26 protein-coding genes are annotated in these 22,006 nt (G+C 68.2%); 9 read left to right on the top strand and 17 right to left on the bottom strand.

The annotated features are described in order from the left end of the window. Window positions 1–60 precede the first annotated feature (60 nt). Window positions 61–1,077, top strand: coding sequence for a glutathione S-transferase family protein (locus tag ACZYZ7_RS30625; protein ID WP_463742455.1), 1,017 nt, complete (start codon window positions 61–63; stop codon window positions 1,075–1,077). Here the strand turns inward: ACZYZ7_RS30625 and ACZYZ7_RS30630 are convergent. Further along, window positions 1,074–1,586: a DUF2771 domain-containing protein gene (locus tag ACZYZ7_RS30630; protein WP_450071070.1), complete on the bottom strand. Its 513-nt coding sequence runs from the start codon at window positions 1,584–1,586 to the stop codon at window positions 1,074–1,076. The two genes, ACZYZ7_RS30625 and ACZYZ7_RS30630, sit on opposite strands and share 4 nt — an antisense overlap. After that, window positions 1,583–3,196: an MFS transporter gene (locus tag ACZYZ7_RS30635; RefSeq protein ID WP_463742481.1), complete on the bottom strand. Its 1,614-nt coding sequence runs from the start codon at window positions 3,194–3,196 to the stop codon at window positions 1,583–1,585. Before ACZYZ7_RS30635 ends, ACZYZ7_RS30630 begins: the two co-directional genes overlap by 4 nt. Before the next feature lie 141 nt (window positions 3,197–3,337). On the opposite strand from ACZYZ7_RS30635, the gene ACZYZ7_RS30640 reads away from it, so the two are divergent. Next, complete coding sequence (locus ACZYZ7_RS30640) at window positions 3,338–4,138, top strand: DUF3027 domain-containing protein (protein ID WP_210115476.1); 801 nt, start codon at window positions 3,338–3,340, stop codon at window positions 4,136–4,138. 31 nt (window positions 4,139–4,169) lie between these two features. Here the strand turns inward: ACZYZ7_RS30640 and ACZYZ7_RS30645 are convergent, their stop codons facing one another. After that, window positions 4,170–4,622 carry an SRPBCC family protein gene (locus ACZYZ7_RS30645; RefSeq protein WP_463742456.1) on the bottom strand — a complete coding sequence of 151 codons (453 nt, stop codon included), beginning with the start codon at window positions 4,620–4,622 and terminating at the stop codon, window positions 4,170–4,172. 9 nt (window positions 4,623–4,631) lie between these two features. Further along, window positions 4,632–4,895 (bottom strand): DUF2530 domain-containing protein, encoded by a 264-nt coding sequence (locus ACZYZ7_RS30650; protein WP_135452682.1) that lies wholly within the window; start codon window positions 4,893–4,895, stop codon window positions 4,632–4,634. Window positions 4,896–4,980: 85 nt separating this feature from the next. On the opposite strand from ACZYZ7_RS30650, the gene ACZYZ7_RS30655 reads away from it, so the two are divergent. From ACZYZ7_RS30655 to ACZYZ7_RS30665, 3 genes are read left to right on the top strand one after another with little or no spacing between them, the layout of a single operon-like run. After that, window positions 4,981–5,412: an Rv0880 family HTH-type transcriptional regulator gene (locus ACZYZ7_RS30655; protein ID WP_135452683.1), complete on the top strand. Its 432-nt coding sequence runs from the start codon at window positions 4,981–4,983 to the stop codon at window positions 5,410–5,412. After that, complete coding sequence (locus tag ACZYZ7_RS30660; protein WP_450071065.1) at window positions 5,409–6,230, top strand: TrmH family RNA methyltransferase; 822 nt, start codon at window positions 5,409–5,411, stop codon at window positions 6,228–6,230. Before ACZYZ7_RS30655 ends, ACZYZ7_RS30660 begins: the two co-directional genes overlap by 4 nt. Before the next feature lie 20 nt (window positions 6,231–6,250). Next, the gene (locus tag ACZYZ7_RS30665; protein WP_135452685.1) at window positions 6,251–6,526 is read left to right on the top strand and encodes a DUF2537 domain-containing protein; all 276 of its coding nucleotides are present in this window, start codon (window positions 6,251–6,253) and stop codon (window positions 6,524–6,526) included. A 10-nt stretch (window positions 6,527–6,536) separates the two neighbouring features. On the opposite strand, the gene ACZYZ7_RS30670 is transcribed toward ACZYZ7_RS30665, so the two are convergent. The 5 genes from ACZYZ7_RS30670 to ACZYZ7_RS30690 form a co-directional block, all read right to left on the bottom strand. Further along, on the bottom strand, window positions 6,537–7,448 hold the full coding sequence (locus ACZYZ7_RS30670; RefSeq protein WP_463742457.1) for an SAM-dependent methyltransferase: 912 nt from the start codon (window positions 7,446–7,448) through the stop codon (window positions 6,537–6,539). Window positions 7,449–7,492: 44 nt separating this feature from the next. Beyond that, complete coding sequence (locus tag ACZYZ7_RS30675) at window positions 7,493–8,206, bottom strand: TIGR03620 family F420-dependent LLM class oxidoreductase (RefSeq protein ID WP_463742458.1); 714 nt, start codon at window positions 8,204–8,206, stop codon at window positions 7,493–7,495. A gap of 125 nt (window positions 8,207–8,331) precedes the next feature. Next, entirely contained in the window at window positions 8,332–9,147 is an 816-nt protein-coding gene (gene sepH, locus ACZYZ7_RS30680; protein ID WP_463742459.1) for a septation protein SepH, read from the bottom strand. A 103-nt stretch (window positions 9,148–9,250) separates the two neighbouring features. Further along, a complete protein-coding gene (gene serC / locus ACZYZ7_RS30685) occupies window positions 9,251–10,357 on the bottom strand; it encodes a phosphoserine transaminase (protein ID WP_450071061.1) in 1,107 nt (368 codons plus the stop codon). Continuing rightward, window positions 10,350–10,601, bottom strand: a complete 252-nt coding sequence (locus ACZYZ7_RS30690; RefSeq protein ID WP_463742460.1) for a hypothetical protein — start codon at window positions 10,599–10,601, stop codon at window positions 10,350–10,352. Before ACZYZ7_RS30690 ends, serC begins: the two co-directional genes overlap by 8 nt. A 197-nt stretch (window positions 10,602–10,798) precedes the next feature. Between ACZYZ7_RS30690 and ACZYZ7_RS30695 the strand changes: the two genes are divergently transcribed. Continuing rightward, a complete protein-coding gene (locus tag ACZYZ7_RS30695; protein ID WP_463742461.1) occupies window positions 10,799–11,815 on the top strand; it encodes an AurF N-oxygenase family protein in 1,017 nt (338 codons plus the stop codon). A 30-nt stretch (window positions 11,816–11,845) separates the two neighbouring features. Continuing rightward, window positions 11,846–13,504, top strand: coding sequence for a 4Fe-4S binding protein (locus ACZYZ7_RS30700; RefSeq protein ID WP_463742462.1), 1,659 nt, complete (start codon window positions 11,846–11,848; stop codon window positions 13,502–13,504). Here ACZYZ7_RS30700 and ACZYZ7_RS30705 read toward each other — a convergent pair. The 8 genes from ACZYZ7_RS30705 to ACZYZ7_RS30740 all read right to left on the bottom strand — a co-directional run bounded on the left by ACZYZ7_RS30705 (window position 13,501) and on the right by ACZYZ7_RS30740 (window position 19,881). Beyond that, on the bottom strand, window positions 13,501–14,052 hold the full coding sequence (locus ACZYZ7_RS30705) for a nucleoside/nucleotide kinase family protein (RefSeq protein WP_463742463.1): 552 nt from the start codon (window positions 14,050–14,052) through the stop codon (window positions 13,501–13,503). The genes ACZYZ7_RS30700 and ACZYZ7_RS30705 overlap by 4 nt on opposite strands. Next, on the bottom strand, window positions 14,039–14,782 hold the full coding sequence (locus ACZYZ7_RS30710) for an energy-coupling factor transporter transmembrane component T family protein (protein WP_463742464.1): 744 nt from the start codon (window positions 14,780–14,782) through the stop codon (window positions 14,039–14,041). Before ACZYZ7_RS30710 ends, ACZYZ7_RS30705 begins: the two co-directional genes overlap by 14 nt. Further along, the gene (locus ACZYZ7_RS30715; RefSeq protein ID WP_450071055.1) at window positions 14,779–16,263 is read right to left on the bottom strand and encodes an ABC transporter ATP-binding protein; all 1,485 of its coding nucleotides are present in this window, start codon (window positions 16,261–16,263) and stop codon (window positions 14,779–14,781) included. The genes ACZYZ7_RS30710 and ACZYZ7_RS30715 overlap by 4 nt, the downstream gene beginning before the upstream one ends. Next, window positions 16,260–16,877 (bottom strand): ECF transporter S component, encoded by a 618-nt coding sequence (locus ACZYZ7_RS30720; protein ID WP_135452695.1) that lies wholly within the window; start codon window positions 16,875–16,877, stop codon window positions 16,260–16,262. The genes ACZYZ7_RS30715 and ACZYZ7_RS30720 overlap by 4 nt, the downstream gene beginning before the upstream one ends. Window positions 16,878–16,956: 79 nt before the next feature. Continuing rightward, entirely contained in the window at window positions 16,957–17,499 is a 543-nt protein-coding gene (locus tag ACZYZ7_RS30725) for a GNAT family N-acetyltransferase (protein WP_463742465.1), read from the bottom strand. A gap of 24 nt (window positions 17,500–17,523) precedes the next feature. Next, on the bottom strand, window positions 17,524–17,976 hold the full coding sequence (locus ACZYZ7_RS30730) for a VOC family protein (RefSeq protein ID WP_135452697.1): 453 nt from the start codon (window positions 17,974–17,976) through the stop codon (window positions 17,524–17,526). Between the two features lie 175 nt (window positions 17,977–18,151). Then, window positions 18,152–18,787 (bottom strand): maleylpyruvate isomerase family mycothiol-dependent enzyme, encoded by a 636-nt coding sequence (locus tag ACZYZ7_RS30735; protein WP_450071053.1) that lies wholly within the window; start codon window positions 18,785–18,787, stop codon window positions 18,152–18,154. Continuing rightward, complete coding sequence (locus ACZYZ7_RS30740; protein WP_450071052.1) at window positions 18,763–19,881, bottom strand: citrate synthase 2; 1,119 nt, start codon at window positions 19,879–19,881, stop codon at window positions 18,763–18,765. Before ACZYZ7_RS30740 ends, ACZYZ7_RS30735 begins: the two co-directional genes overlap by 25 nt. 95 nt (window positions 19,882–19,976) lie before the next feature. Between ACZYZ7_RS30740 and pdxH the strand changes: the two genes are divergently transcribed. Then, the gene (pdxH, locus tag ACZYZ7_RS30745) at window positions 19,977–20,612 is read left to right on the top strand and encodes a pyridoxamine 5'-phosphate oxidase (RefSeq protein WP_463742482.1); all 636 of its coding nucleotides are present in this window, start codon (window positions 19,977–19,979) and stop codon (window positions 20,610–20,612) included. Between the two features lie 30 nt (window positions 20,613–20,642). Beyond that, on the top strand, window positions 20,643–21,998 hold the full coding sequence (locus ACZYZ7_RS30750; protein WP_463742466.1) for an MFS transporter: 1,356 nt from the start codon (window positions 20,643–20,645) through the stop codon (window positions 21,996–21,998). Window positions 21,999–22,006 lie beyond the last annotated feature (8 nt).

Below are 22,006 nucleotides of genomic sequence, written 5' to 3' on the forward strand. Positions count from 1 at the left end.
TGTTCGAGGATCCGCTGATTTCTCGCGTACAGGCCGGCTCTCGACGTGGAGACTGGGGCTATGACCCAGGGCTCTTACGTCGCGACCGGCAGCGGTGAGTTCAACCGCGACACGAACTACATCACCACCCGGATCACGCGCGATGGTCGTGACGGTTACCCGGTCGAGCCGGGCCGTTATCGGCTGATCGTCGCGCGGGCCTGCCCCTGGGCCAACCGCACGATCATCGTGCGACGCCTGCTGGGCCTGGAAAGTGTTCTGTCCATTGGCTTTTGCGGCCCCACGCACGATGCGCGCAGCTGGACGTTCGACCTCGACCCCGGCGGGCTCGACCCGGTGCTCAAGATCCCACGGCTGCAGGACGCGTACTTCAAGCGTGACCCCGAGTACCCGAAGGGCATCACCGTGCCCGCGATCGTCGAGGTCGCCACGGGCGCGGTGGTGACCAACGACTTCGCCCAGATGACGCTGGACTTCTCCACCGAGTGGACTGCGTATCACCGCGAGGGGGCCCCACGGCTGTATCCCGAGCCGTTGCGCGAGGAGATCGATACGGTGGCCAAGCGGATCTACACCGAGGTCAACAACGGCGTGTACCGGTGTGGGTTCGCCGGTTCACAACAGGCCTACGAGGCCGCCTACGACCGGCTGTTCACGGCGTTGGACTGGCTGACCGACCGGCTGAGTACCCAGCGTTATCTGGTGGGGGACACCATCACCGAGGCCGACGTCAGACTGTTCACCACGCTGGCCCGGTTCGACCCGGTCTATCACGGCCATTTCAAGTGCAACCGGTCCAAGCTCGCCGAGATGGACGTGCTGTGGGCGTACGCGCGGGATCTCTTCCAGACACCGGGCTTCGGTGACACCATCGACTTCGTCCAGATCAAGCAGCACTACTACATCGTGCATTCGGACATCAATCCGACGCAGATCGTCCCCAAGGGCCCGGACCTGACCAACTGGCTCACGCCCCATGGCCGGGAATCGTTGGGCGGCAGGCCTTTCGGCGATGGCACTCCGCCGGGGCCGACGCCTGAGGGCGAGCGGGTACCGGCCGGGCACTCAGCGGGTTAGCGCGCGTCCGCCCCGTCGCGGTCCGGCCAGACCGTGCTGACCGACCACTCGGCGTGCGGCAGTGCGAACTCCTGGCCATCCTGATCCTGGACCAGGGTCAGCATCTGGACCGCCAGGCCGGTGAGCCGGCCCCGGTTGGGATCGACCGTGGGGATGGTGACGGCCAGCGTCGTCTTGGGTGCGTAGTACGTGACCGTCGTGTCGACCGGGTTCTCGTACACGCGCAGCAGCCGCCACGGGGCCCGGGCGACCGAGCTGGGTACCGAGAGCTGGACCGGATTCTCCTCGGTGACGCGCAGCTCGCCGGTCTCGCGCGATTCCTCGCAGTCGTCGAGGTTGAGCACCTCGCAGTACTGGAACGGCCCGACCCGCACCGAGTGTCCGTGCGAGTACGCACTGATCTCCGGCAGCCGGTCGCCGTGTGAACTGTGCAGCCGCCAGACCCCGACCGTGGTGCCGGCGATCGCCAGCACGACCACGGCCGCCAGGACTGCCAGAGCGCGTTTCATCGGGACTCCCACTGTGCTGTCGTCGGGGCTGCGGCGGGACGGTTGCCGCCTTCTCGTGCGGCGTGGACCGGGCGGTTACCGCCCAGGCCGGGAATCAGTGATTCGCCGCGGTAGCTCACGATGGTCTGCGCCAGGCCCAGTATCAGCACGGCCGTGATCGTAGTGAACCCGACTGTGAGGTCTGTATAGATCAGGACGCCGGTGGCGCCGCCGGCCACCCAGGCCAGCTGCAGCGCTGATTCCGACCGGCCGAATGCCGAGGCCCGAGAGGCCTCGGGCAGGTCGTCCTGCAGGGACGCGTCCAGTGAGGCCTTGGCGATGGCGCTGGCCGCCGAGGTGACGAGTGTCGCCCCGGCAGCCACCAGGAGGTTTCCGGTCAATGCGGTCACCAGGGCGACGACGGTGACGGCGATGGCGGCCCGCACCACCAACTGCGCGGGATGGCCGAGCTTGAGCCGCGCGGCGGCGATGTTGCCGCCGAAGTTGCCGATCCCGGCCGCGGCTCCGATCAGTCCGAGGATCAGCAGCTGTTCCCAGCCGCTGGCGTCGTGGGATTTGGCGACGAATGCGGGGTAGAGGAACAGGAATCCGACCATCACCTTGATGGTGCAGTTGCCCCACAATGCGGTGATGGTGTTGCGGCCCAACGGCTGACGTTCGGCCTTCGGCTTGCCCAGGTGGCGGCGCATCTCGCCGGTTCCGCCGCCCGATTGACCGTGGTAACTCAGCGTCGTGGGCACCTCGCCCTCGGTGACCTCGACCCATTTCGGGATCCGCATGGACAGCACCGCGCCGGCGACGCTGACCGCGACCACCACGTACAACGCCCCGGGCAGCTGCGCGACGTTGAACAGGTACTCGGCGCCTGCGGCGATGCCGCCGCCGACGATGGTGCCGCCGAGCAAGCCGAAGGTGGTCAATCGGGAGTTCACCCGGACCAGGTCGATCGACGGGGGCAGCACGCGCGGGGTGACCGCGCTGCGCAGTACCGAGAAGGATTTGGACAGCACCATCATTCCGAGCGCGCACGGGTAGAGCACCCAGGACGGATAGCTTCCGGTGGCGCCGTCGTAGTTGGCGATCAGCACCACGATCAGTCCGGTGCGCAATGCGAACGACGCGGCCAGCGCCATCCGGCGGCCGTGCTGCAGGCGATCGAGTGCGGGCCCGATCAGCGGGGCGATCACCGCGAACGGGGCGATCGTGATCAGCAGGTAGAGCGCGACCTTGCTCTTGGACTCACCGCTGGCCGCGGCGAAGAACAGCGTGTTGGCCAGTGCGACGGCCATCGCGGCGTCGACGGCGAAGTTCGCCACCACCGGCCAGGTCAGTGCGGTCAACCCGGACTTGTCGGCGCCGTCGGCGGTGGCGGCGCGGTGCACGAAACCGTACATCCGCGTGCCCATTTCGCGGCTGCGTGCCGCGGCGGCCCGGGTGACGGTGACCTTCTTACCGGCGGCTGACCCGACCCCGCGGGAGGGTTGCGGGTCGTCCTGCCTGGGGTGCGCCGCGGTGTGCTGCTCATCGAGCGGCGGCAGCCAGCGGTTGGAGCTGGGCACCGATTGCCTGCGTGGCCGGCGCGGCGTCTCATCGCTGGGGTAGTTGGCCATTCCGGGATGTTCCGCGCCGGGATCGGCCGGTGGCCGCGGCGGGTAGTAGGTCACCCCCCGATTCTCTCTTATCCGGCGCGCAGGGGGCCGACAGGCGACCGGTGTGGCCCATGGTTGCCCCGATCAGGCACTATGGAGGCGATGGAAAGCGTGACCGAACCAGCTGAGCAGGCCTATGAATCCGACCGGGAAACCGGCTCGGCGGCACCGTCGCCGGAACAGGAGGCCTTGCTTTCGGGTGCCGCCGAGCAAGCTCGCGCGGCGCTGATCGAGTTCAGCGACGAGAGCGCCGTGGGCGAATACCTCGGTGTGAGCATCGAAGATGCCGCGTCGGCCACGCACCGATTCCTGGCTGACCTGCCCGGTTACCGCGGGTGGCAGTGGGCTGTCGTGGTGGCGGCCTACCCGGGCGCCGATCACACGACGATCAGCGAGTTGGTGCTGATTCCGGGCCCGACGGCGCTGCTGGCGCCGCACTGGGTGCCGTGGCAGGACCGGATCCGTCCGGGTGATCTCGGGCCGGGCGACCTGCTGGCCCCGCCGCCGAATGATCCGCGTCTGGTTCCGGGGTACGTGGCCACCGGGGATCCGCTGATCGACGACGTCCCTCTCGACCTCGAGCTCGGCCTCGGCCGGCGTCAGGTGCTCAGTGAGTGGGGCCGGGGACAGGCGGCGCAGCGGTGGCACGACGGCGATTACGGGCCGGGTTCGGCGATGGCCCGCTCGACGCGCCGGGTCTGTCGCGACTGTGGTTTCTATCTGCCGCTCGGCGGCGCGCTGGGGCTGATGTTCGGTGTGTGCGCCAATGACCTGTCGGCCGACGGTCATGTGGTGGAGGCCGAGTACGGCTGCGGGGCCCATTCGGACACCCCGCAACCGCCCGGCACCGGGTCGCCGATGTTCGAGCCGTACGACGACGGTGTGCTCGACGTGGTCGAGTGAGCTCTGCTCAGAATCCGGTACTGAGGCGGGCTCAGTTCTCGGCGGCGGCCTTGATCCGCGCCAGCGAGGCCTTCATCCCGTCGACCAGTTCGTCCTCGAAGCTCGGAACTCCGCCGAACAACGCGCCGACCAGGGCGTTGGACACGGCCGTGGTGCCGTTCTCGGCGTGCCGGGATTCGGTCACCCGGGTGCCGGCGTCGGTCGGTTCCAGTTCATAGCTCCAGATGGTGTTGTTGCCCTCCACCAGGAACGCGAGCCGCTTGTTGTCGACCACTTCGGTGATGCGTGACGTGGTGGGCCAGAACACGAACTTGCGCCGGTTGAGATTGAACGTGCGGGTTCCGGGGCGCAGCGGGCCGAGGGGCTTCATCAACCGGCATTGCGGGCTCCACTGCGGCATCCGGGCCAGGTCCGAGATCAGCCCCCACACCTTTTCGACGGGTGCGTCGATGTCGATGCTGGCTTGCAGAAGTGGTGCGGCCATGGTGTCTCCTCAGGTCAATCCGCTTTGCGCACCGCGGGATCCGCGGCGCACGGCACGGCGCTGGATCAGAAAGATGGTCGTGCCGAGAACGCCGATCGCCAGTCCGGCGAGCGTGAACGGCCGCCAGTGTTGCAGACCGCTGACCGTGAAGGCCACGACGGTGGCGATCAGCCAACCCGTGGCGATCACCACGATCACGGGCCACGGTTCCAGTAGCGCGGCGGGTAGGGCCGGCGGCTGCGGCTCCGGTGCGTCGTTGGCGTCCTCGGTCATCGGTGACCAACGTATCCGATGGGGTGGGGATTCATTGGTCTTGGTTCTAGCCCTTTTCTCCCTCAAGCTCAGTACTATTTCCGATGTGAAAGATCCGGAGGCACGGCTCGCGAATGATCTCGCTCTGGCGGTAGTTCGTCTCGCGCGTCAATTACGTACGCGGCGTGCGGAATCCCCGGTTTCGCTGACCCAGTTCTCGGCGCTGGCCACCTTGGCCAAGGAAGGCGCGATGACGCCGGGCGCCTTGGCGTTGCGTGAACGGGTGCGCCCTCCGTCGATGACCCGGGTGATCGCGTCACTGGCCGAGCAGGGTCTGGTGGCCCGCGCCGCCCATCCGGTGGACGGACGTCAGATCGTGGTGTCCGCCTCGCCGGCCGGGATGACCCTTGTCGAGGCCGAGCGCAAGGCCAGCCAGGAGTGGCTCAAGGCGCAGCTGTCGCGGCTGGATCCGGATGACCGCCAGACTCTGGTCGACGCGACCGATCTGATGTCGGCGATAGTTCTCGAAGGCGCGTGAGTCTGCTGCAGGTAATCGATATCGAGGATCCGGCCGATACCCGGTTGGACGATTTCCGCGATCTCAACAGCGTGGACCGTCGGCCCGATCTGCCCAGTGGCAAGGGTCTGGTGATCGCCGAGGGTGTGCTGGTGGCGCAGCGCCTGCTTGCCTCTCGGTTCGTCCCCCGCGCGCTGCTGGGTACCGACCGGCGTCTGGCCGAACTGGCCGCCGACCTCGACGGTGTGGATGTGCCGTTCTACCGGACCAGTGCGGACGTCATGGCGGCCGTGGTCGGTTTCCACCTCAACCGTGGCGTGCTGGCCTCGGCGTCGCGGGCGCCCGAGTTGTCTGTGGCCGAGGTGATTTCCGGGGCGCGCACCGTGGCAGTGCTCGAAGGCGTCAACGACCACGAGAACCTCGGGTCGATCTTCCGTAATGCCGCCGGGCTCGCCGTCGATGCGGTGGTGTTCGGCGCGGGATGTGCCGATCCGCTGTACCGGCGGGCCGTGCGGGTGTCGATGGGGCATGCCCTGCTGGTTCCGTTCGCCCGGGCGGCTTCCTGGCCCGGTGATCTGGAACTCTTGCGGAACAATGGCTTTCGACTCATGGCCATGACGCCCGACCCGGCTGCCGCGACACTGTCCGAGGCGATGACACAGCTCGACGGGGACCGGGTGGCGGTCCTGGTCGGCGCGGAGGGTCCGGGGCTGACCGAGCACACGATGCGGGCCAGCGACGTGCGGGTGCGCATTCCGATGTCGCGCGGCACCGATTCGCTCAACGTCGCCACCGCCGCAGCGCTCGCGTTCTACGAACGCGCCCGGCTCGGGAGCTGAGATCGCGTTAGATTGACTCCGTGACCGACGATTCCACGCCGTGGGGTACCGGCCTGACGGTGGCCGGATTCGTGGCCGCGGTGCTGGGCGCGGCGATTGTGGTGCTCGGGGTGGGGCTGTTGCGCGTGCACCCCTTGCTGGCGATCGGGTTGAACATGGTGGCCGTCGGCGGGCTGGCCCCCACCGTGTGGGGCTGGCGGCACCGGCCGGTGTGGCGCTGGTTCGTGCTGGGTTCGGGCATCGGCGTGGCGTGCGGCTGGCTCGCGCTCCTGGCGATCGCGTTGACCCAGAGCTGATCCGGACCGCTCAGGCCACCAGTTCTGCCGCGGTGTAGTTGGCGTCGAGCAGCCCGGCGACGGCCTCGTCGCGGCGGAATTTCCTGCCGTGGACCGCGAACATCCGTTCCGCCGTGGTGGTTTCGGGTTGCCAGCCGGTTGCGATCAGGTAGTCCGAGACGGCGTTGCGGTCGCCCGCGAAGATCAGCTCCGACAGGTCGTCCAGCTCCAGGCCCTGCTCGCGTTGGTGGTCGGTCAGTGTCCGTATCCGGCTCTCGGCCAGCTCGGAGTGCTCGCTCATCCAGTCGGTGGCGATGCGGCTGCCCGGTGCGCTGAGCGCGGTGATGTTGTCGAACAGCCGGTCCTGGGCGTCGGGCGGCAGGTACCCGAGCAGTCCCTCGGCGATCCACGCGGTCGGAGCCTGTGGGTCGAAGCCGCGGGCGCGCAGAGCGGCGGGCCAGTCCTGGCGTAGGTCGATACCGATGGCGTGCAGTTCGGCGGCCGGGGCGGCGCCCAGGCCGGCAAGTGCACGGCCCTTGAACTCGATGACGGCCGGCTGGTCCAGTTCGAACACCGTCGTCCCGGCCGGCCAGGGCAACCGGTAGGCGCGGGCGTCCAGTCCGGAGGCCAGGATGACCGCCTGACGGATACCCGCTTCGACGGCGCTCAGGAAGAAGTCGTCGAAGTAGCGGGTCCGGATGGCCATGCCGTCGGCGATCACGTGCGGATCGAGCGGCTCGGCGGCGCCGTCGGCAACCAGGTCGCCCTGGGCCAGACGCACGTAGTAGTCCACCCCGACGGCGTCGACCAGGGGCCGGGCGTACGGGTCGGAGATCAGCGGGTCGGGGACGCTGGAGGCCAGTGCTCGGGATGCGGCCACGCCGGTGGCGGTGGCGCCGACGCCGGTGGCCAGATCCCAGGTGTCGTTCTCGGTGCGCGGCATGACCCCTCCAGATGTATAGCAAAGCTAGTTATTAGACACTATAACTAACTTAGGAGGGTGTGGGCGAGTCGCGTGCGCCACACCGCGATGTCGTCGACGCCCAGAATGCGCAGGACCACCTGATCGGCGCCGGCTTCCCGGTACTCGGCGATGCGGCCGGCGATGACTTCGGGAGAACCCCAGGCGGCGATTCCGTCGAGCAGGCGGTCGCTGACCGTGTCGATATCGGTCGCGGTGAAACCCTGCCGGATCAGGTTGCGGCGGTAGCCGCCCTGCGACGTCAGGAAACGCAGCGGCTCGGCGGCGGCGCGGCGCGCTGTTTCGCGGTCGGTGACGGGCATGACCATCAGGAGGACCGCCAGCATCCTGTCCGGTCCCAGTGCCGACCGCGCGGCCGTCACGTACGACGGCGTCACAAGATAGGGATACGCGCCGCCGGCCCGTTCCCGTGCCAGGGCCAGCATGTTCGGGCCGAGTGCGGCCAGCACCCGCCGGTCCGCGGTGATGTCCGCGGAGTCGAGCTCGTCCAGGTAGGTGTTGAGGGTGGCCATCGGCCGAGGGCCGTGTGCACCGCCGAGGCCGACGAGGAACCGGTCGGGGTGCTCGCGCCGAAGTTCGGTGTAGGTGGCGATGACCTCGGCGGCCGGCACCCGCACCACCGGAATGATCCCGGTGGCGACGGGGATCGAGGTCGTCGCGCGAACCGCTGCGGCGAGCGCCTGAGCGCCACAACGTGGAGAACCCGAGATCCTCGGCATGGCGCGCCTCGTCGGCCACCACCGCCGCATCGTCCGTGAACGGATTGCTGCAGGCGAGCCCGATCGGGCCAAGGGAGGTCATGCGTGCCGACGCTATGACCTCAAGAACGCTTCAGGTCAAGCGATCAGGGCTGGGTCCCCGACGACCGCACGCCCAGCAGCACGTCCTCCCAGGCCGGAACCGTGGCACGCGCCTTGCGGCTGCGCTTGGGCGCCGGGGGAGCAGGTGCGGGAATGGGCTCGGCCGGTCGGCTGAACTGCTCGGGCGCCGCGGCCTGCGTCTCGGCAACCTCGTGGGTCTCGTGGTGATCGAAAAGGTGGGGCACCGCGGCGACCGGGCGCAGCGGACGGCCGAAATCGGGGTTGATCAGCTGGCGGGCCGCATCGTCCGATGCGGAGACGGTGCCGCCGTGGGCTCCGGGGGTGTACCGGAAATGCGCGACGTTGTCCGACCGGCCGGCCTTCCAGGCCAGCTGCACGGTCCAGCGGCTGTCCTCGTTGCGCCAGGCGTCCCAGGAGATGGATTCGGGGTTGAGTCCGCGACCCACCAGGGCCGTCGTGACGATCTCCAGCAGTGTCAGCACTGCGGGTCCGTCGGCCAGGACCGGATGTGCCGCGGTGGCCAGCTCGGCCGCGCGGGCACGCTCCAGCAACACCGGATGAGCGAACCGCTCGACCCGCTCGACAGGCACCCCGGCTGCCTCGGCCAACTGCTCGACCGACGCCCCGGCGCGAATCCTCGCCTGAATCTCCTTGGGTCGCAGCACGTTCTGCACCTCTACATCGATCTCGGGCTGATTCGAGGTGACCTTGTCACCGCGCATCGCAGCGCGGAGCCGGTCGTCGACACGCAAGCTGAACATGTCCTTGGCGGAGTCGTCGGATTCACAGATGATGCGTCTGCCGTCTACGTTCAATCCAACGACTCTGAGTTCTCGCATACCGACCTGACCTCCTTCGCGAACCCTACTGCGTTATCGGCCCGTTACCCGGCTGACACGCTGGCGGGAAAGGGAGCGACTGCGTTCGTACGGAGAGGTTCGCTCAGAGGTTCTCGACGACCCAGTCGACGCAGCTGGTCAGGGCGCTCACGTCATCGGGCTCCACGGCCGGGAACATGCCGATCCGCAACTGATTACGGCCCAGCTTGCGGTACGGCTCGGTGTCCACGATCCCGTTGGCCCGCAGCACCTTGGCGACCGCCGCGGCGTCCACCGAATCGCTGAAGTCGATCGTGCCGACCACCTGCGAGCGCAGAGCCGGATCGGTGACGAACGGCGTGGCGAAGCTTGCTGCCTCGGCCCACGAGTACAGCCGCTGCGAGGAATCCGCGGTGCGCTTGACGGCCCAGTCCAGCCCGCCGTTGCCGTTGAGCCAGTCGATCTGCTCGGCGAGCAGGATCAGCGTGGCGATGGCCGGGGTGTTGTAGGTCTGGTTCTTGAGGCTGTTCTCCACGGCGATGGGCAGCGACAGGAAGTCGGGCACCCAGCGGCCTGATGCGCCGATCGCCTCGATGCGGGCCAGTGCCGCGGGGCTGACGATGGCCAGCCACAGGCCACCGTCACCGGCGAAGTTCTTCTGCGGCGCAAAGTAATACGCGTCGGTGTCGGCGATGTCGACGGGCAGGCCGCCGGCGGCCGAGGTGGCGTCGATCAGCACCAGCGCATCACCGGCCGGACGCTGCACCGGCATCGAGACGCCGGTCGAGGTCTCGTTGTGGGCCCAGGCCACGGCGTCCACCGACGGGTCGGACTGCGGCTGCGGCGCGGTGCCGGGATCGGTCTTGACGATGATCGGGTCGCCGATGAAGGGGTTCTTGGCCACGCACGAGGCGAACTTGGCACTGAACTCGCCATAGGTCAGGTGCAGCGAGCGCTTGTCGATCAGGCCGAAGGCTGCGGCGTCCCAGAATGCGGTCGAACCGCCGTTGCCGAGGATCACCTCGTAGCCGTCGGGAACCGAGAAGAGTTCCCGCAATCCGTCGCGGACCCGGCCCACCAGATTCTTGATCGGCGCCTGTCGATGGGACGTGCCGAACAGATCCCCGGAAGCGGCCAGCGCGGTCAGTTGCTCGGGACGGACCTTGGAGGGTCCACATCCGAAACGGCCGTCGCGGGGCTTGATGTCGGCGGGGATGATCAGTTCAGCCATGAGACCAGCCTAAAGTCGGCCGTTTCAGCGTCAAAATTCGGGCACCGTCGGCGGTGACGGTCACGGTGTGTTCACTGTGCGCGGCGCGGGCGTCGGTGGCGCTTCGCAGCGTCCAGCCGTTCGGGGTCGTGGACGTGGCCGGTGGTGCGGTCGGCGACGCGGCGCCGTGCGTGGCCAGGATTTCGGCGGCGATCCGGTCCAAATCGGCCGTGGTGTGCCCGGCAACGGCCTGTTCGGTGCTCATTCGCAATGTTTCGGCGACTACTGCGCCCGCCGCCGTCATCGCTTCTACCTGCTGTTTCGATTTCACATCGGCCACGGGTGGCTACTTGTCGGCAAACTCATCAAATCAGGCATGGACTTTTACTCGATACCTGCGGTACCGTTTGGACAACAAGTGGGTAGATGTAAACCTCAGACGAGTATAGAGAGGTCTGCAACATGGCACGGACCAAGATGGTCAGGCGTTGGCGCAAGAACATGGACGTCAGCGACGACACCCAGTACGTCGACATGCTCGCCACGCTGTCCGAGGGCTCGGTGCGGCGCAACTTCAATCCGTACAAGGACATCGAGTGGGATTCGCCGGAGTTTGCGGTGATCCCCAACGATCCGCGCTGGATCCTGCCGGACACCGACCCGATGGGTGGTCACTCCTGGTACCAGGCTCAGCCGGTCGATCGGCAGATCCAGATCGGCATGTGGCGCCAGGCCAACGTCGCCAAGGTCGGCCTGCACTTCGAGAACATCCTCATCCGTGGCCTGATGGAGTACTCGTTCTGGGTGCCCAACGGTTCGCCGGAGTACCGGTACTGCCTGCACGAATCCGTTGAGGAGTGCAACCACACCCTGATGTTCCAGGAGATGGTGAACCGGATCGGCATGGATGTGCCGGGCATGCCGCGGCTGCTCAAGTGGGTGCAGCCGCTCATCCCGCTGGCCGCGGGCCCGCTGCCGATCCCGTTCTTCTTCGGCGTCCTCGCCGGTGAGGAGCCCATCGACCACACGCAGAAGAACGTGCTGCGCGAGGGCAAGGCCCTGCACCCGATCATGGAACGGGTCATGGCCATCCACGTCGCCGAGGAGGCTCGGCACATCTCGTTCGCGCACCAGTACCTGCACAAGCGGGTGCCGAACCTGCGCCGCCGGCAGCGTTGGATCCTGTCGCTGTTCGTGCCGCTGACCATGCGCATCCTGTGCTCGGCGATCATCGTGCCGCCGCGCGCGTTCTGGAAGGAATTTGACATCCCGCGCTCGGTGCGCAAGGAGTTGTTCTTCCGGGCCCCCGAGTCGCGCAAGATGCTGCGGGATATGTTCGGCGATGTCCGCATGCTGTGCCACGACACCGGCCTGATGAACCCGATCGCCAAGCTGATGTGGCGGATCTGCAAGATCGACGGGCCACCGAGCCGCTACCGTAGCGAGCCACAGCGCGAGCACCTGGTCTCGGTCGCCTAAAGCTCGCCCCGGAGGGTTCTAAGGTTTTTTATGCCCCATGTGATCACCCAGTCGTGTTGTAGCGACGGGTCCTGTGTCTACGCGTGTCCGGTGAACTGCATCCATCCGTCACCGGATGAGCCGGGCTTCGCCACGGCCGAGATGCTCTACATCGATCCCGAGGCCTGTGTGGACTGCGGCGCGTGCGTGAGTGCGTGCCCGGTCGGCGCGATCGCGGCCGATACCCGGCTGACCGAGAAGCAGCTGCCGTTCATCGAGCTCAACGCGGCCTTCTACCCGAAGCGCCAAGGCAAGTTGCCGCCGACATCCAAGCTGGCGCCGGTGATCGCGGCGCCGAGGGTGACCGCTCATTCCGGTGGGCCGTTGACGGTGGCGATCGTGGGCTCCGGTCCGGCGGCCATGTACGCGGCCGACGAGCTGCTGACGCAGCGGGGCGTGCGGGTCAATGTCTTCGAGAAGCTGCCGACGCCCTACGGGCTGGTACGGGCCGGCGTCGCGCCGGACCATCAGAGCACCAAGCAGGTGACGCGGCTGTTCGACGTCATCGGCAGGCAGCCGGGATTCAAGTTCTTCCTCAACGTCGAGGTGGGCAAGCACCTGTCGCATGCCGACCTGTTGGAGCATCACCACGCCGTGCTGTACGCGGTGGGTGCGCCCAACGATCGTCGCCTCGAGATCGACGGCATGGGCCTGCCCGGCACCGGGACCGCCACCGAGATGGTGGCCTGGATCAACGGGCACCCCGAGTTCACCGGCCTGCCCGTGGACCTCAGCCATGAGCGGGTGGTCATCGTGGGCAACGGCAACGTCGCATTCGACGTGGCCCGGATCCTCACCACGGATCCGGATTTGTTGGCCCGTACCGATATCTCCGATCACGCGCTGGCGGCCCTGCGCACCTCGAAGGTTTCCGAGGTGGTGATCGCGGCCCGCCGTGGCCCCGCGGAGTCGGCCTTCACGCTTCCCGAGCTGATCGGTCTGACCGCCAGCTGCGACGTCGTGCTCGATGAGGCCGATCACCAGCTGGTGGTGGCGGACCTGGCTCGTGAGACCGATCCGTTGACGCGTAACAAGCTGGAGATCCTGGCCAAGCTGGGCAATGCCTCCGCACCGCAGACCCGGCCGCGGATCCGGCTGGTCTACCGCCTCACCCCGCAGCGGGTGCTCGGCGAGGACCGGGTGAGCGGTATCGAATTCGGGGTCACCGGCACCGAAGAGGTGCGCACGTTCGATACCGGGCTGGTGCTGACCTCAATCGGTTACCGCGGCAAGGCTATTGCCGATCTCCCGTTCGACGACGACGCTGCCGTCGTGCCCAACGACGGCGGACGCGTCCGGGACACGTCCGGCGCTTATGTCGCCGGCTGGATCAAGCGCGGGCCCACCGGCTTCATCGGCACCAACAAGTCGTGTGCGGCGCAGACCGTGCACCGGCTCGTCGACGATTACAACGCCGGCGCGCTGACCGATCCGGTGCACAAGCCGGCCGCCTTGGAGAAGCTGGTGCGGACGCGTCAGCCCGCCATGGTGGATGCCGCCGGGTGGCAGGCGATCGACGCCGCGGAGATCGCCCGGGGTGGCGAGGACCGGCCGCGGGACAAGTTCACCGCGGTCGACGAGATGGTCGCGGTCGCCGCGACTGCGCCGAAACCGACGGTGCGGCAGAAGGTTCTGTCGGGCCTGCGCTAGTCCGGCGCGGTGAATTCGAATCCACGTGCGGTGGGCACCGCGATCAGGTCGGCGCACGCTCTCGGCTGAAACCGGCTGATGAACTCGTCCTCCTGGGCGGCCCACCGGTCCCAGTGCGGACGGTAGGTATCGCCGTCGCGCTCCAGTGCCCGGCGCTTGCGCTCGGCATCGTCGGCATCGACCCAGATGCCCAGGTCGGCGCACGCCCGGGTCGCCGGGGTGAGCGCACCGATGCCCTCGACGATGAGGCGTTGCCCCGGCTCGACGGAGTGCCAGTCGCTGGGCGCGCCCGTCGCCCAATCCCATTGCCGCCAGCGCCCGGTGTGCCCGGCGGCCCGCGGCTCGAGCAGCGATCGTCGTAAGTGCTCTGCGGCCCACAGCAGTCCGTCCCAGCCCGGGTAGATGTCATCGAGCCGGACGACCATGCTGTCGGCCCAGTCGTCGTGCAGCTCGACGGCCAGCGTCGACTTGCCCGACCCGGAACGCCCGTCGATCAGGACCGTCGTCGCGGCCGCACCGAGGCGGCGCAGGATGTCATCGAGTGCCAATGAAGTTCCACGTCCCGCACGCCACCGACACCGTGATCGCGGCCCCCGCGATCACGAATCCCGCCGCGATCAGGGCGAATTCGCGTGCCCCGAAGGGTGACGGGCGCGCCCAGGTCCGCTGCGGGTAGGCGCCGAACCCGCGCGCCTCCATCGCGGTGGCAAGCTTCGATCCGCGGCGCACGGCGAACACCAGCAGGGCGAAAGCCTGCCCCGCTATCCGCCGCACCCGGGCGTGGTCGGCCACGCCGCGGGCGCGACGGGCGTAGCCGAGGTACTGCCAGTCCTGCCCGAGTAACCCGACCATGCGCAGGCCGGCCAGTGCGCCGAGGACGAACCGGGCCGGGAGCCGCAGCACCTGCCCCAAACCGTCGGCCAGCTCGGTCGATTCGACGTCGATGAACAGGATGACCGACGGCAGTGCGATCGCCAGCACGCGAAGAAACGTCGCCACCGCGAGGGCGATGGACCCGTCACTGATCGTGACCAGGAAGAAATGCCAGTAGACGGTTCCGCCGGTCTGCCCGTAGAGCAGGATGGTGACGGCGGTGAGGGCGGCCGCGACGAGGACCACGACGCCGCGGGTCAGCGCCGCGCGGAGCCGCACCCCGACCGCGGCGAACAGCACGATCTCACTGACGAGTGCGGTCAGGGCCGAAACCCAGTCCACCGAAAGCACCAGGGCGGCCGCGATGATCAGGGCGGTGAGCAGTCGCGCGACCGGATTGATCACGACGTCGCCTCCGCGGTGGGCTCCCAGTCCGGCAGTTCGATGCGGGCGTCGGCGAGCAGGGCGGCGAAGTCGAGATCGTGGGTGGCCGCGACGACGGCCGTTCCGGCATCGGCGATCTCGGCCAGTAGCCGGGTCAATTCCTCCCAGGTGCGGCGGTCCTGCCCGAATGTCGGCTCATCGAGGATGATCACCCTGGGCGCGGTGGCCAGCATCGTGGCCACCGACAGCCGGCGCTTCTCTCCTCCGGAGAGGGTGTAGGGGTTCACCGCGGCGAGGTGGGTCAGGTGCAGCCGTTCGAGTAGCTCGTCGGTACGGGCGGTGATCTCGGCGGTGCCGAGCTTGATCGCCTTGGGGCCCAAAGCGAGTTCGTCGCGCACCGTGCCGGCGAGGAACTGGTGCTCGGGATCCTGGAACACGCTGCCGATCCGGGTGAGCAGTTCTTTCGACCGCCACTTGACCGGCTTGCGGCGCGACGGGGAAGGGGCGAAGTCGGCGTGCGCCTCGAGGCGGCCGCCGGGCACGGGCAACAACCCGCCGATGGTGAGCGCCAGCGTCGACTTGCCCGCCCCGTTCGGGCCGGTGATCACCGTCGTCTGGCCGGGTGTGATCTCGAAATTCAACCCGACGTGCATCGGGGGATCACCAGGATGCGCCAGCGCGAGATCTACTGCGTACAGCAATGATTCGGCCGTCGGAGACCGGTGGCGGGTGATCTCGGGCAGTGGGGTATCAGGTACCCAGACCCCGGATCCCACCAGATAGTCGTGGTGGCGCCGGATGGTCTGATCCGGTGTTCCGTCGGCAATCACCCCACCGTCGGCGCCGAGCACGATGACCCGGTCGATGACCGGCAGCCACACCTCGGTGCGGTGCTCGATGACGATGAGCGTCGCACCGGTGCGCGCAACCGATTCGGCAACGGCGTCGCGCACTTCGATGACACCGGCGGGGTCGAGGTTGGCCGTGGGTTCGTCGAGCAGGATGAGGCCGGGATCCATGGCGATCACCCCGGCCAGCGCCAGACGCTGCTTCTGCCCGCCGGACAGCTCCGAAGTGGATTGGGACAGGCCGAGATTCAGCCCGACGGCATCGAGCGCGGCTCGGACGCGGGGCCAGATCTGTTCCCGTTCCACGCCGAAGTTCTCCATGCCGAACGCGACGTCGTCGCCGACCCGCGACAGGATCACCTGGGAGTCGGGATCCTGCAGCACCATCCCGATCCGGTGGCGTTGCTCACCTGGCGGGCCACCGTCGACCAGTAGTTCGCCGGTCTGGTGGCCTTCCTCGGCTCCGCCGAGCAGGCCGGCAATGCCGTGCAGCAGAGTCGATTTCCCGGCCCCGGACGGCCCGAGCAGCAGTACCCGCTCGCCGGGTTCGATCCGCAGATCGAGGTCCCGCACGGCCCAGCTGGCGCGTCCGGCATGGCACCAACCCCAGCTGTGCGCCGTGACGGTGGTTCCGGCGCCGTGCGGTGGGCTCATCGAGCGTGGGGGCCGATCCGGCCCGCGGCGAATCGGCTCAACGCCCCGGTCTTCGCCAGACCCCTGACCGCGTACCAGGACAGCAGGCCGGCGACAAGGGCACCGGAGACGACCGCCGAGACGGTGTAGATCGCCGCGAAGGTGTTCGCCGAACCGGGGTACCACAGGATGAGGTCGTTGACGGCCAGGGCCAATCCGGCGACGGCACCGGCGAGCAGCGCGACGGGCAATCCCCAACGGCGGTACAGGAACACCGCGAAGACCAGTTCCGCGCCGAGGCCCTGCACCAGGCCGGATTCGAGGGTGAGCACACCCCACTGGTTGCCGACCAAGGCCGACACCGTGGCGGCGACCAGCTCGCCGTACAGGGCAGCGCCCGGTTTGCGGATCACCAGGGCGGTGAGCACCCCGGCGAACAGCCAGCCCCCGGCGAGCAGTGCCTGTAGGCCGGGAAGCAGCGCCGTCAGCGGCGCGCTGATCGGGTTGGAGGCGATGTTCCACACGACGAACACCAGGCCGGCCGCCGTCGCGAGGACGCTGGCGACGACGATGTCCACGACCCGCCAGCGCAGCGCCTGGGCGGCCGGCGTGACGTCGGTGGGCTGGGTGTTCATCGGGCTCCTTCGTGGCGTATCGCGAGGAGACCAGTATGAACTGCGCGAAGCCGACCGGATGACGCCACGGTGTCGTCGGTCACCAGAGGTCGCCGACGCGCCAATCGCAGATCAGGGGCACTGACGTCGTGAAACCGAGAGCCGTGCTGTCCGTCGGGAACAGGAAGATCAGGTCGGTTGGATCGGAGGTGTCGATCACCCCGTCGGGGGTGTCCGCCTGGGTCGGGCCGTCCCACCGTTGCCAGCCGCGGCCGGCATAGAACCCGGCGGCGTCCTCCATGGCGTTGAGTGCGCCGAGGTCGTGTCGGGTGCGGATGATGGCCTCTGTCTGATCCATCAGCAAGCGGCCCAAACCGCGCCCCTGCTGGTCGCCGCGCACGGCGACACCTTCGACGTAACCGGTGTCGAAGGTGTCGTCCGCGTGGCGCAGCGTGCGGGTCACCACCGCCGAGTGGGCCAGCAATTCGCGATCCTCGGTGATCAACACATGCACGCCGTCGACACCATGCAGCCAGTCATGCGGGCGGAAGCCGTCACCGAATGCCGAGCGGACCAACATCTCGGCCGAACTCAGGACGTCGCGGCCCAGTTCTCCGGGCTCCGCGATCAGAACGTCGATCACCGGCTCAGGATGCCACCCCGCGGGCTACTGCCCCGACTGCATGGCCTGTGCGATCTCCTCGGGGCTGACCTCGCGGACCGGCTGACCGAGTGACCACAGCTGGCCGAACGGATCGCGCACGACGCCGTAGCGGTCACCCCAGAACTGGTCTTCCAGCGGCATCACGACCTCTGCGCCGGCGTCGACCGCCTTGGCGAACATTGCCTCGACATCGGTCACGGTGAGGTGAATCGTCACGGGGCTGCCGCCCAGGGCCTTGGGTGTCGACGGCTTGCCGTCGTTGTACTCGGGAAAGTCGTCATTGAGCATGACCGTGGACCCGTTGATGGTGAGTGCGGCGTGAACCAGCTTGCCGTCGGGCCCGGGCACCCGGCCCAGCTCGGTGGCGCCGAACGCCTTGACGTAGAAATCGATTGCTGCTGCGGCGTCGTCGACAACCAGGTGCGGAATGACTGCGGGAGTTACTTCGATCGCCATGTTCTTCTCCTGAATAGTGAGCGGATTCAATGCAGACCCGCGCGGCGGGCGGATCTCATCGCCGGACAAGTCCCATGCAACCACCGGGGTCTGACATGCGCACGAACCGCGAACCTACGCTCGGTGACGGAAATGGCCCTGATCTCGTCAGAAACCGTGATTTCGGCGGGCCGAGTCAGGTGACGGAGAACGTCCGCGGCAGCTCAGCGCGTCCGGTCAGCGCCATCAGCACGGTCTCGCCCTCGCCTGCCGCCACCGCGATCTGCGTGGCGAGCACACTGGCCGCCTCCAGTACCTCCGCCGGCAGGTCCGCCGAAAGGCCTGTGGCCCGGGCGATGTCGAGGCTGTGCACAGCGAGCTCGAAGATGCGGGTCGGCAGGTAGCCGCTCAACCGGATGCCGAACCCGCCGATGACGGTGATCAACGGATCGCCCGCCTCGTCGATGTCGTCGAGGGCACGGCTCGCCAGCGCGTCCACCGCCGCGGCGGGATCGGAGCCCAGGTCGTGCCCGGCCTGACGGCCGCGCTCGATGATGGCTTCGGCGCCGGCGTCGGACATGAATCCGCGCATGGCCGCGTAGTACTCCACCGGACCGGCGAGATCGGCCGTCGACGCAGGGGTCTGCAGATACGTGCTGACGGTGATCAGTGAGCGCGAGGTGTGGCCCACCAGGGCGCGCAGATCCCACTCGCCCAGGCCGGGGCGAGCGAACGAGTCCGCCGGCAGCACCTGCACCAATCGGGCGAAAGCATGTGCTGCCGAGGCGAATACGTCGCGGGCGCCGGTCATGTCGTGGCGATCTTGTCCCATCCGGCGACCGTCTCCACGCTGCGCGGTTCGGGGCCGATGTAGATGGCGGCCGGACGCACGAGTTTGCCGAGCCGTTTCTGTTCCAGGATGTGCGCGCACCATCCGGCGGTCCGCCCGCAGGTGAACATCGCGGGCATCATCGAGGCAGGCACCTGGGCGAAGTCCAGGATCACCGCGGCCCAGAACTCGACGTTCGTCTCGATGGCCCGGTCCGGGCGGCGCTCTCGAAGCTCGGCCAGTGCGGCCTGCTCCAATGCGGCCGCCACCTCGTAGCGGGGTGCCTCAAGGCGTTTGGCGGTGGCCCGCAGCACCCGCGCCCGCGGATCCTCGGCGCGGTACACACGGTGCCCGAAGCCCATGAGCTTGTCGCCGCGATCCAGGATGCCCTTGACCACCGCGCGGGCGTCACCGGTCTTCTCGACTTCTTCGATCATCGGGAGCACCCGGGCCGGGGCGCCGCCGTGCAGCGGTCCGCTCATCGCGCCCACCGCACCCGACAGAGAGGCCGCGACGTCGGCGCCGGTGGAGGCGATCACCCGGGCGGTGAACGTCGACGCGTTCATGCCGTGCTCGGCGGCGGTCACCCAGTAGGCGTCGATCGCCTCGACGTGCTTCGGGTCGGGGTCGCCCTGCCAGCGCGTCATGAAACGCGCTGTGACCGTGTCGCATTCGTCGATCGTGCGCTGGGACACGGCGGGCTGGTAGATGCCGCGGGCGGATTGGGCGACGTAGGACAGTGCCATCACCGAGGCCCGGGCCAACTGGTCACGCGCGGTGGTGTCGTCGATGTCCAGCAGCGGCGCGTAGCCCCAGATCGGTGCCAGCATGGCCAGCCCGGCCTGGACGTCGACCCGCACGTCGCCACTGTGGATGGGCAGCGGGAACGGCTCGGCCGGGGGCAGGCCCGTGCCGAAGCTGCCGTCGACCAGAAGTCCCCAGACATCCCCGAAGGTGACCCGGCGGGTCACCAGTTCCTCGATGTTCACGCCCCGGTAGCGCAGCGCGCCGCCGTCCTTGTCCGGTTCGGCGATTTCGGTGGTGAAGGCGACGACGCCTTCGAGGCCGGCAACGAAGTCTTCCGGTACAGCTGGCATGGCCAGATTCTTGCACCAACCCCAGGCGTAGCGTTACCGCGGTGCCCATACCCCCTGGACAAACCCCTGGACACGACGACCATGACCTGGCTGCCATGCGCGTGGACTACGTCGAGAAGGACGGCTGTGGCGACCTGGACCTCGACTGGCTCGGCGACGACCCGGTAACCGGGTGGCTGAGGCTGCTGCGGACCTGGCTGGCCGACGCGTACCGCGCCGGCGTGGCCGAGGCCAATGCCATGGTGGTGGCCACTACCGACGATGCGGGAAGACCGGTCACCCGAACGGTGTTGTGCAAGAGCATGGACGAGACGGGCATCACGTTCTTCACCAACTATGACTCTGACAAGGGCACACAGCTGGCGGCGAATCCCTATGCGTCGGCGACGTTCCCTTGGTACCGGCTGGGTCGTCAGGTCCATGTACGCGGTTCGGTCACCAAGGTGAGCCGCGCGGATACTGAGGCGTACTGGTCCAAGCGCCCCCGCGGTTCTCAGCTGGGTGCCTGGGCATCGCAGCAGTCCGGTCCGATCGCATCGCGTGAGGCACTGCTGGCCCAGCTCACCGAGGTGACCGAGCGGTTCGCCGACCTCGAAACCGTTCCGGTGCCGCCGAACTGGGGTGGATATCTGATCGCTCCGGAGAGCGTGGAGTTCTGGCAGGGCCGGGAGAACCGGGTACACAACCGAATTCGTGTGATCGGTAGTCGAGCGGAACGCCTGCAGCCATGATCCTGCCCTCGCTTCGCTCGCCCAGCCGTAGTGCGTAGGTTCTTCGCCGACACCACGCCGCTGCGCACACGGGATTTCCGGCGGCTGTGGTTGGCCGGAATCCCGACCGTCATCGGCGCGAACCTGACCATCTTCGCGGTGCCGGTGCAGCTGTACGTGCTCACCGAGAACTCGGCCTACGTGGGGTTGGCCGGTCTGTTCGCGCTGGTACCGCTGGTGGTTTTCGGGCTGTGGGGTGGCGCCTGGGCTGACGCGATGGACCGCAGGCTGCTGCTGATCATCGCCTCGATCGGATTGGCCGGGGCCTCGGTGCTGCTGTGGCTGCAGGCCGCGCTGGCACTGAACAACGTGTGGGTGGTGCTGTGCCTGCTGGGTGTGCAGCAGGCGTTCTACGCCGTCAACAGCCCGACGCGCTCGGCGGCCATTCCGCGGATGCTGCCGGGCGAGCAGTTGCCGGCGGCGAATTCGCTGAACATGACGGTCATGCAGTTCGGCGCGATCGTCGGCCCGCTGATGGCCGGGTTCCTGCTGAACTGGGTGGACCTGTCGACGCTGTATCTGATCGACGCCGTGACCTGCCTGGCGCCGATCTGGGCGACTTTCCGGCTGGCGCCGATGCCGCCGGCGAGCACCGAGGAAGGCGCCTCCCGCTGGGGCCTGACGGCGGTGCTGGACGGCCTCCGGTACCTGGCCGGCAACCGGGTGGTGTTGATGTCGTTCGTCGTCGACCTGGTGGCGATGATCTTCGGGATGCCGCGCGCGCTGTTCCCCCAGATGGCGCACGAGAGTTTCGGGGGCCCGGTCTCGGGCGGCACGGCGATGGCGTTGCTGGCGGCGGCGATGTCCGCCGGCGCGGTGGCCGGCGGCGTGTTCTCGGGTTGGCTGCCGAGGATCCGCAGGCAGGGGCTGGCCGTGGTGCTGGCCATCGTGGTGTGGGGCGTGGCGATGGTCGGGTTCGGTATCGCGGGCGGAATGGCGCACGGACAGGCCGGGTTGGTGTTGTGGATTGCGTTGGCGTTCTTGGCGATTGGCGGGGCCGCCGACATGGTGTCTGCTGCGTTCCGGTCGACGATCCTGCAACAGGCCGCGTCCGATGAACTGCGCGGCCGGCTGCAGGGCGTGTTCACGGTCGTGGTCGCCGGTGGCCCGCGGCTGGCCGACACCCTGCACGGGGCGGCGGCAGCAGCGGTGGGCACGACGGTCGCCGCGGCCGGTGGCGGTGCACTGGTGGTCGTCGGCGTGGTGATCGCGGCGCTCGCGGTGCCGGCGTTCGTGCGCTACCGGGTGACTGCGAGCGGAGCGGGTGATGCAGCCACTGCGGGCGGTATGGCCACTGTGAGCAGGGCCGGCGAGCCGCAGGATCAGTCCGAGGCTGACAAAGTATGACCACCGGC

The organism is Mycobacterium sp. IDUB_17 (genome assembly GCF_055419465.1).

What these genes read in the sequence shown, in the direction of transcription:
- ACZYZ7_RS30740 (WP_450071052.1), bottom strand. Translation starts at nt 19,881, where the DNA reads ATGCCAGCTGTACCGGAAGACTTCGTTGCCGGCCTCGAAGGCGTCGTC.
- ACZYZ7_RS30645 (WP_463742456.1), bottom strand. Translation starts at nt 4,622, where the DNA reads ATGGCCGCACCACTTCTGCAAGCCAGCATCGACATCGACGCACCCGTC.
- ACZYZ7_RS30695 (WP_463742461.1), top strand. Translation starts at nt 10,799, where the DNA reads ATGGCACGGACCAAGATGGTCAGGCGTTGGCGCAAGAACATGGACGTC.
- ACZYZ7_RS30730 (WP_135452697.1), bottom strand. Translation starts at nt 17,976, where the DNA reads ATGGCGATCGAAGTAACTCCCGCAGTCATTCCGCACCTGGTTGTCGAC.
- serC (WP_450071061.1), bottom strand. Translation starts at nt 10,357, where the DNA reads ATGGCTGAACTGATCATCCCCGCCGACATCAAGCCCCGCGACGGCCGT.
- ACZYZ7_RS30720 (WP_135452695.1), bottom strand. Translation starts at nt 16,877, where the DNA reads ATGAACACCCAGCCCACCGACGTCACGCCGGCCGCCCAGGCGCTGCGC.
- ACZYZ7_RS30675 (WP_463742458.1), bottom strand. Translation starts at nt 8,206, where the DNA reads ATGCCGAGGATCTCGGGTTCTCCACGTTGTGGCGCTCAGGCGCTCGCC.
- ACZYZ7_RS30700 (WP_463742462.1), top strand. Translation starts at nt 11,846, where the DNA reads ATGCCCCATGTGATCACCCAGTCGTGTTGTAGCGACGGGTCCTGTGTC.
- ACZYZ7_RS30670 (WP_463742457.1), bottom strand. Translation starts at nt 7,448, where the DNA reads ATGCCGCGCACCGAGAACGACACCTGGGATCTGGCCACCGGCGTCGGC.
- ACZYZ7_RS30735 (WP_450071053.1), bottom strand. Translation starts at nt 18,787, where the DNA reads ATGGGACAAGATCGCCACGACATGACCGGCGCCCGCGACGTATTCGCC.
- ACZYZ7_RS30625 (WP_463742455.1), top strand. Translation starts at nt 61, where the DNA reads ATGACCCAGGGCTCTTACGTCGCGACCGGCAGCGGTGAGTTCAACCGC.
- sepH (WP_463742459.1), bottom strand. Translation starts at nt 9,147, where the DNA reads ATGCGAGAACTCAGAGTCGTTGGATTGAACGTAGACGGCAGACGCATC.
- ACZYZ7_RS30690 (WP_463742460.1), bottom strand. Translation starts at nt 10,601, where the DNA reads ATGAGCACCGAACAGGCCGTTGCCGGGCACACCACGGCCGATTTGGAC.
- ACZYZ7_RS30715 (WP_450071055.1), bottom strand. Translation starts at nt 16,263, where the DNA reads ATGAGCCCACCGCACGGCGCCGGAACCACCGTCACGGCGCACAGCTGG.
- ACZYZ7_RS30630 (WP_450071070.1), bottom strand. Translation starts at nt 1,586, where the DNA reads ATGAAACGCGCTCTGGCAGTCCTGGCGGCCGTGGTCGTGCTGGCGATC.
- ACZYZ7_RS30650 (WP_135452682.1), bottom strand. Translation starts at nt 4,895, where the DNA reads ATGACCGAGGACGCCAACGACGCACCGGAGCCGCAGCCGCCGGCCCTA.
- pdxH (WP_463742482.1), top strand. Translation starts at nt 19,977, where the DNA reads ATGCGCGTGGACTACGTCGAGAAGGACGGCTGTGGCGACCTGGACCTC.
- ACZYZ7_RS30640 (WP_210115476.1), top strand. Translation starts at nt 3,338, where the DNA reads ATGGAAAGCGTGACCGAACCAGCTGAGCAGGCCTATGAATCCGACCGG.
- ACZYZ7_RS30635 (WP_463742481.1), bottom strand. Translation starts at nt 3,196, where the DNA reads ATGGCCAACTACCCCAGCGATGAGACGCCGCGCCGGCCACGCAGGCAA.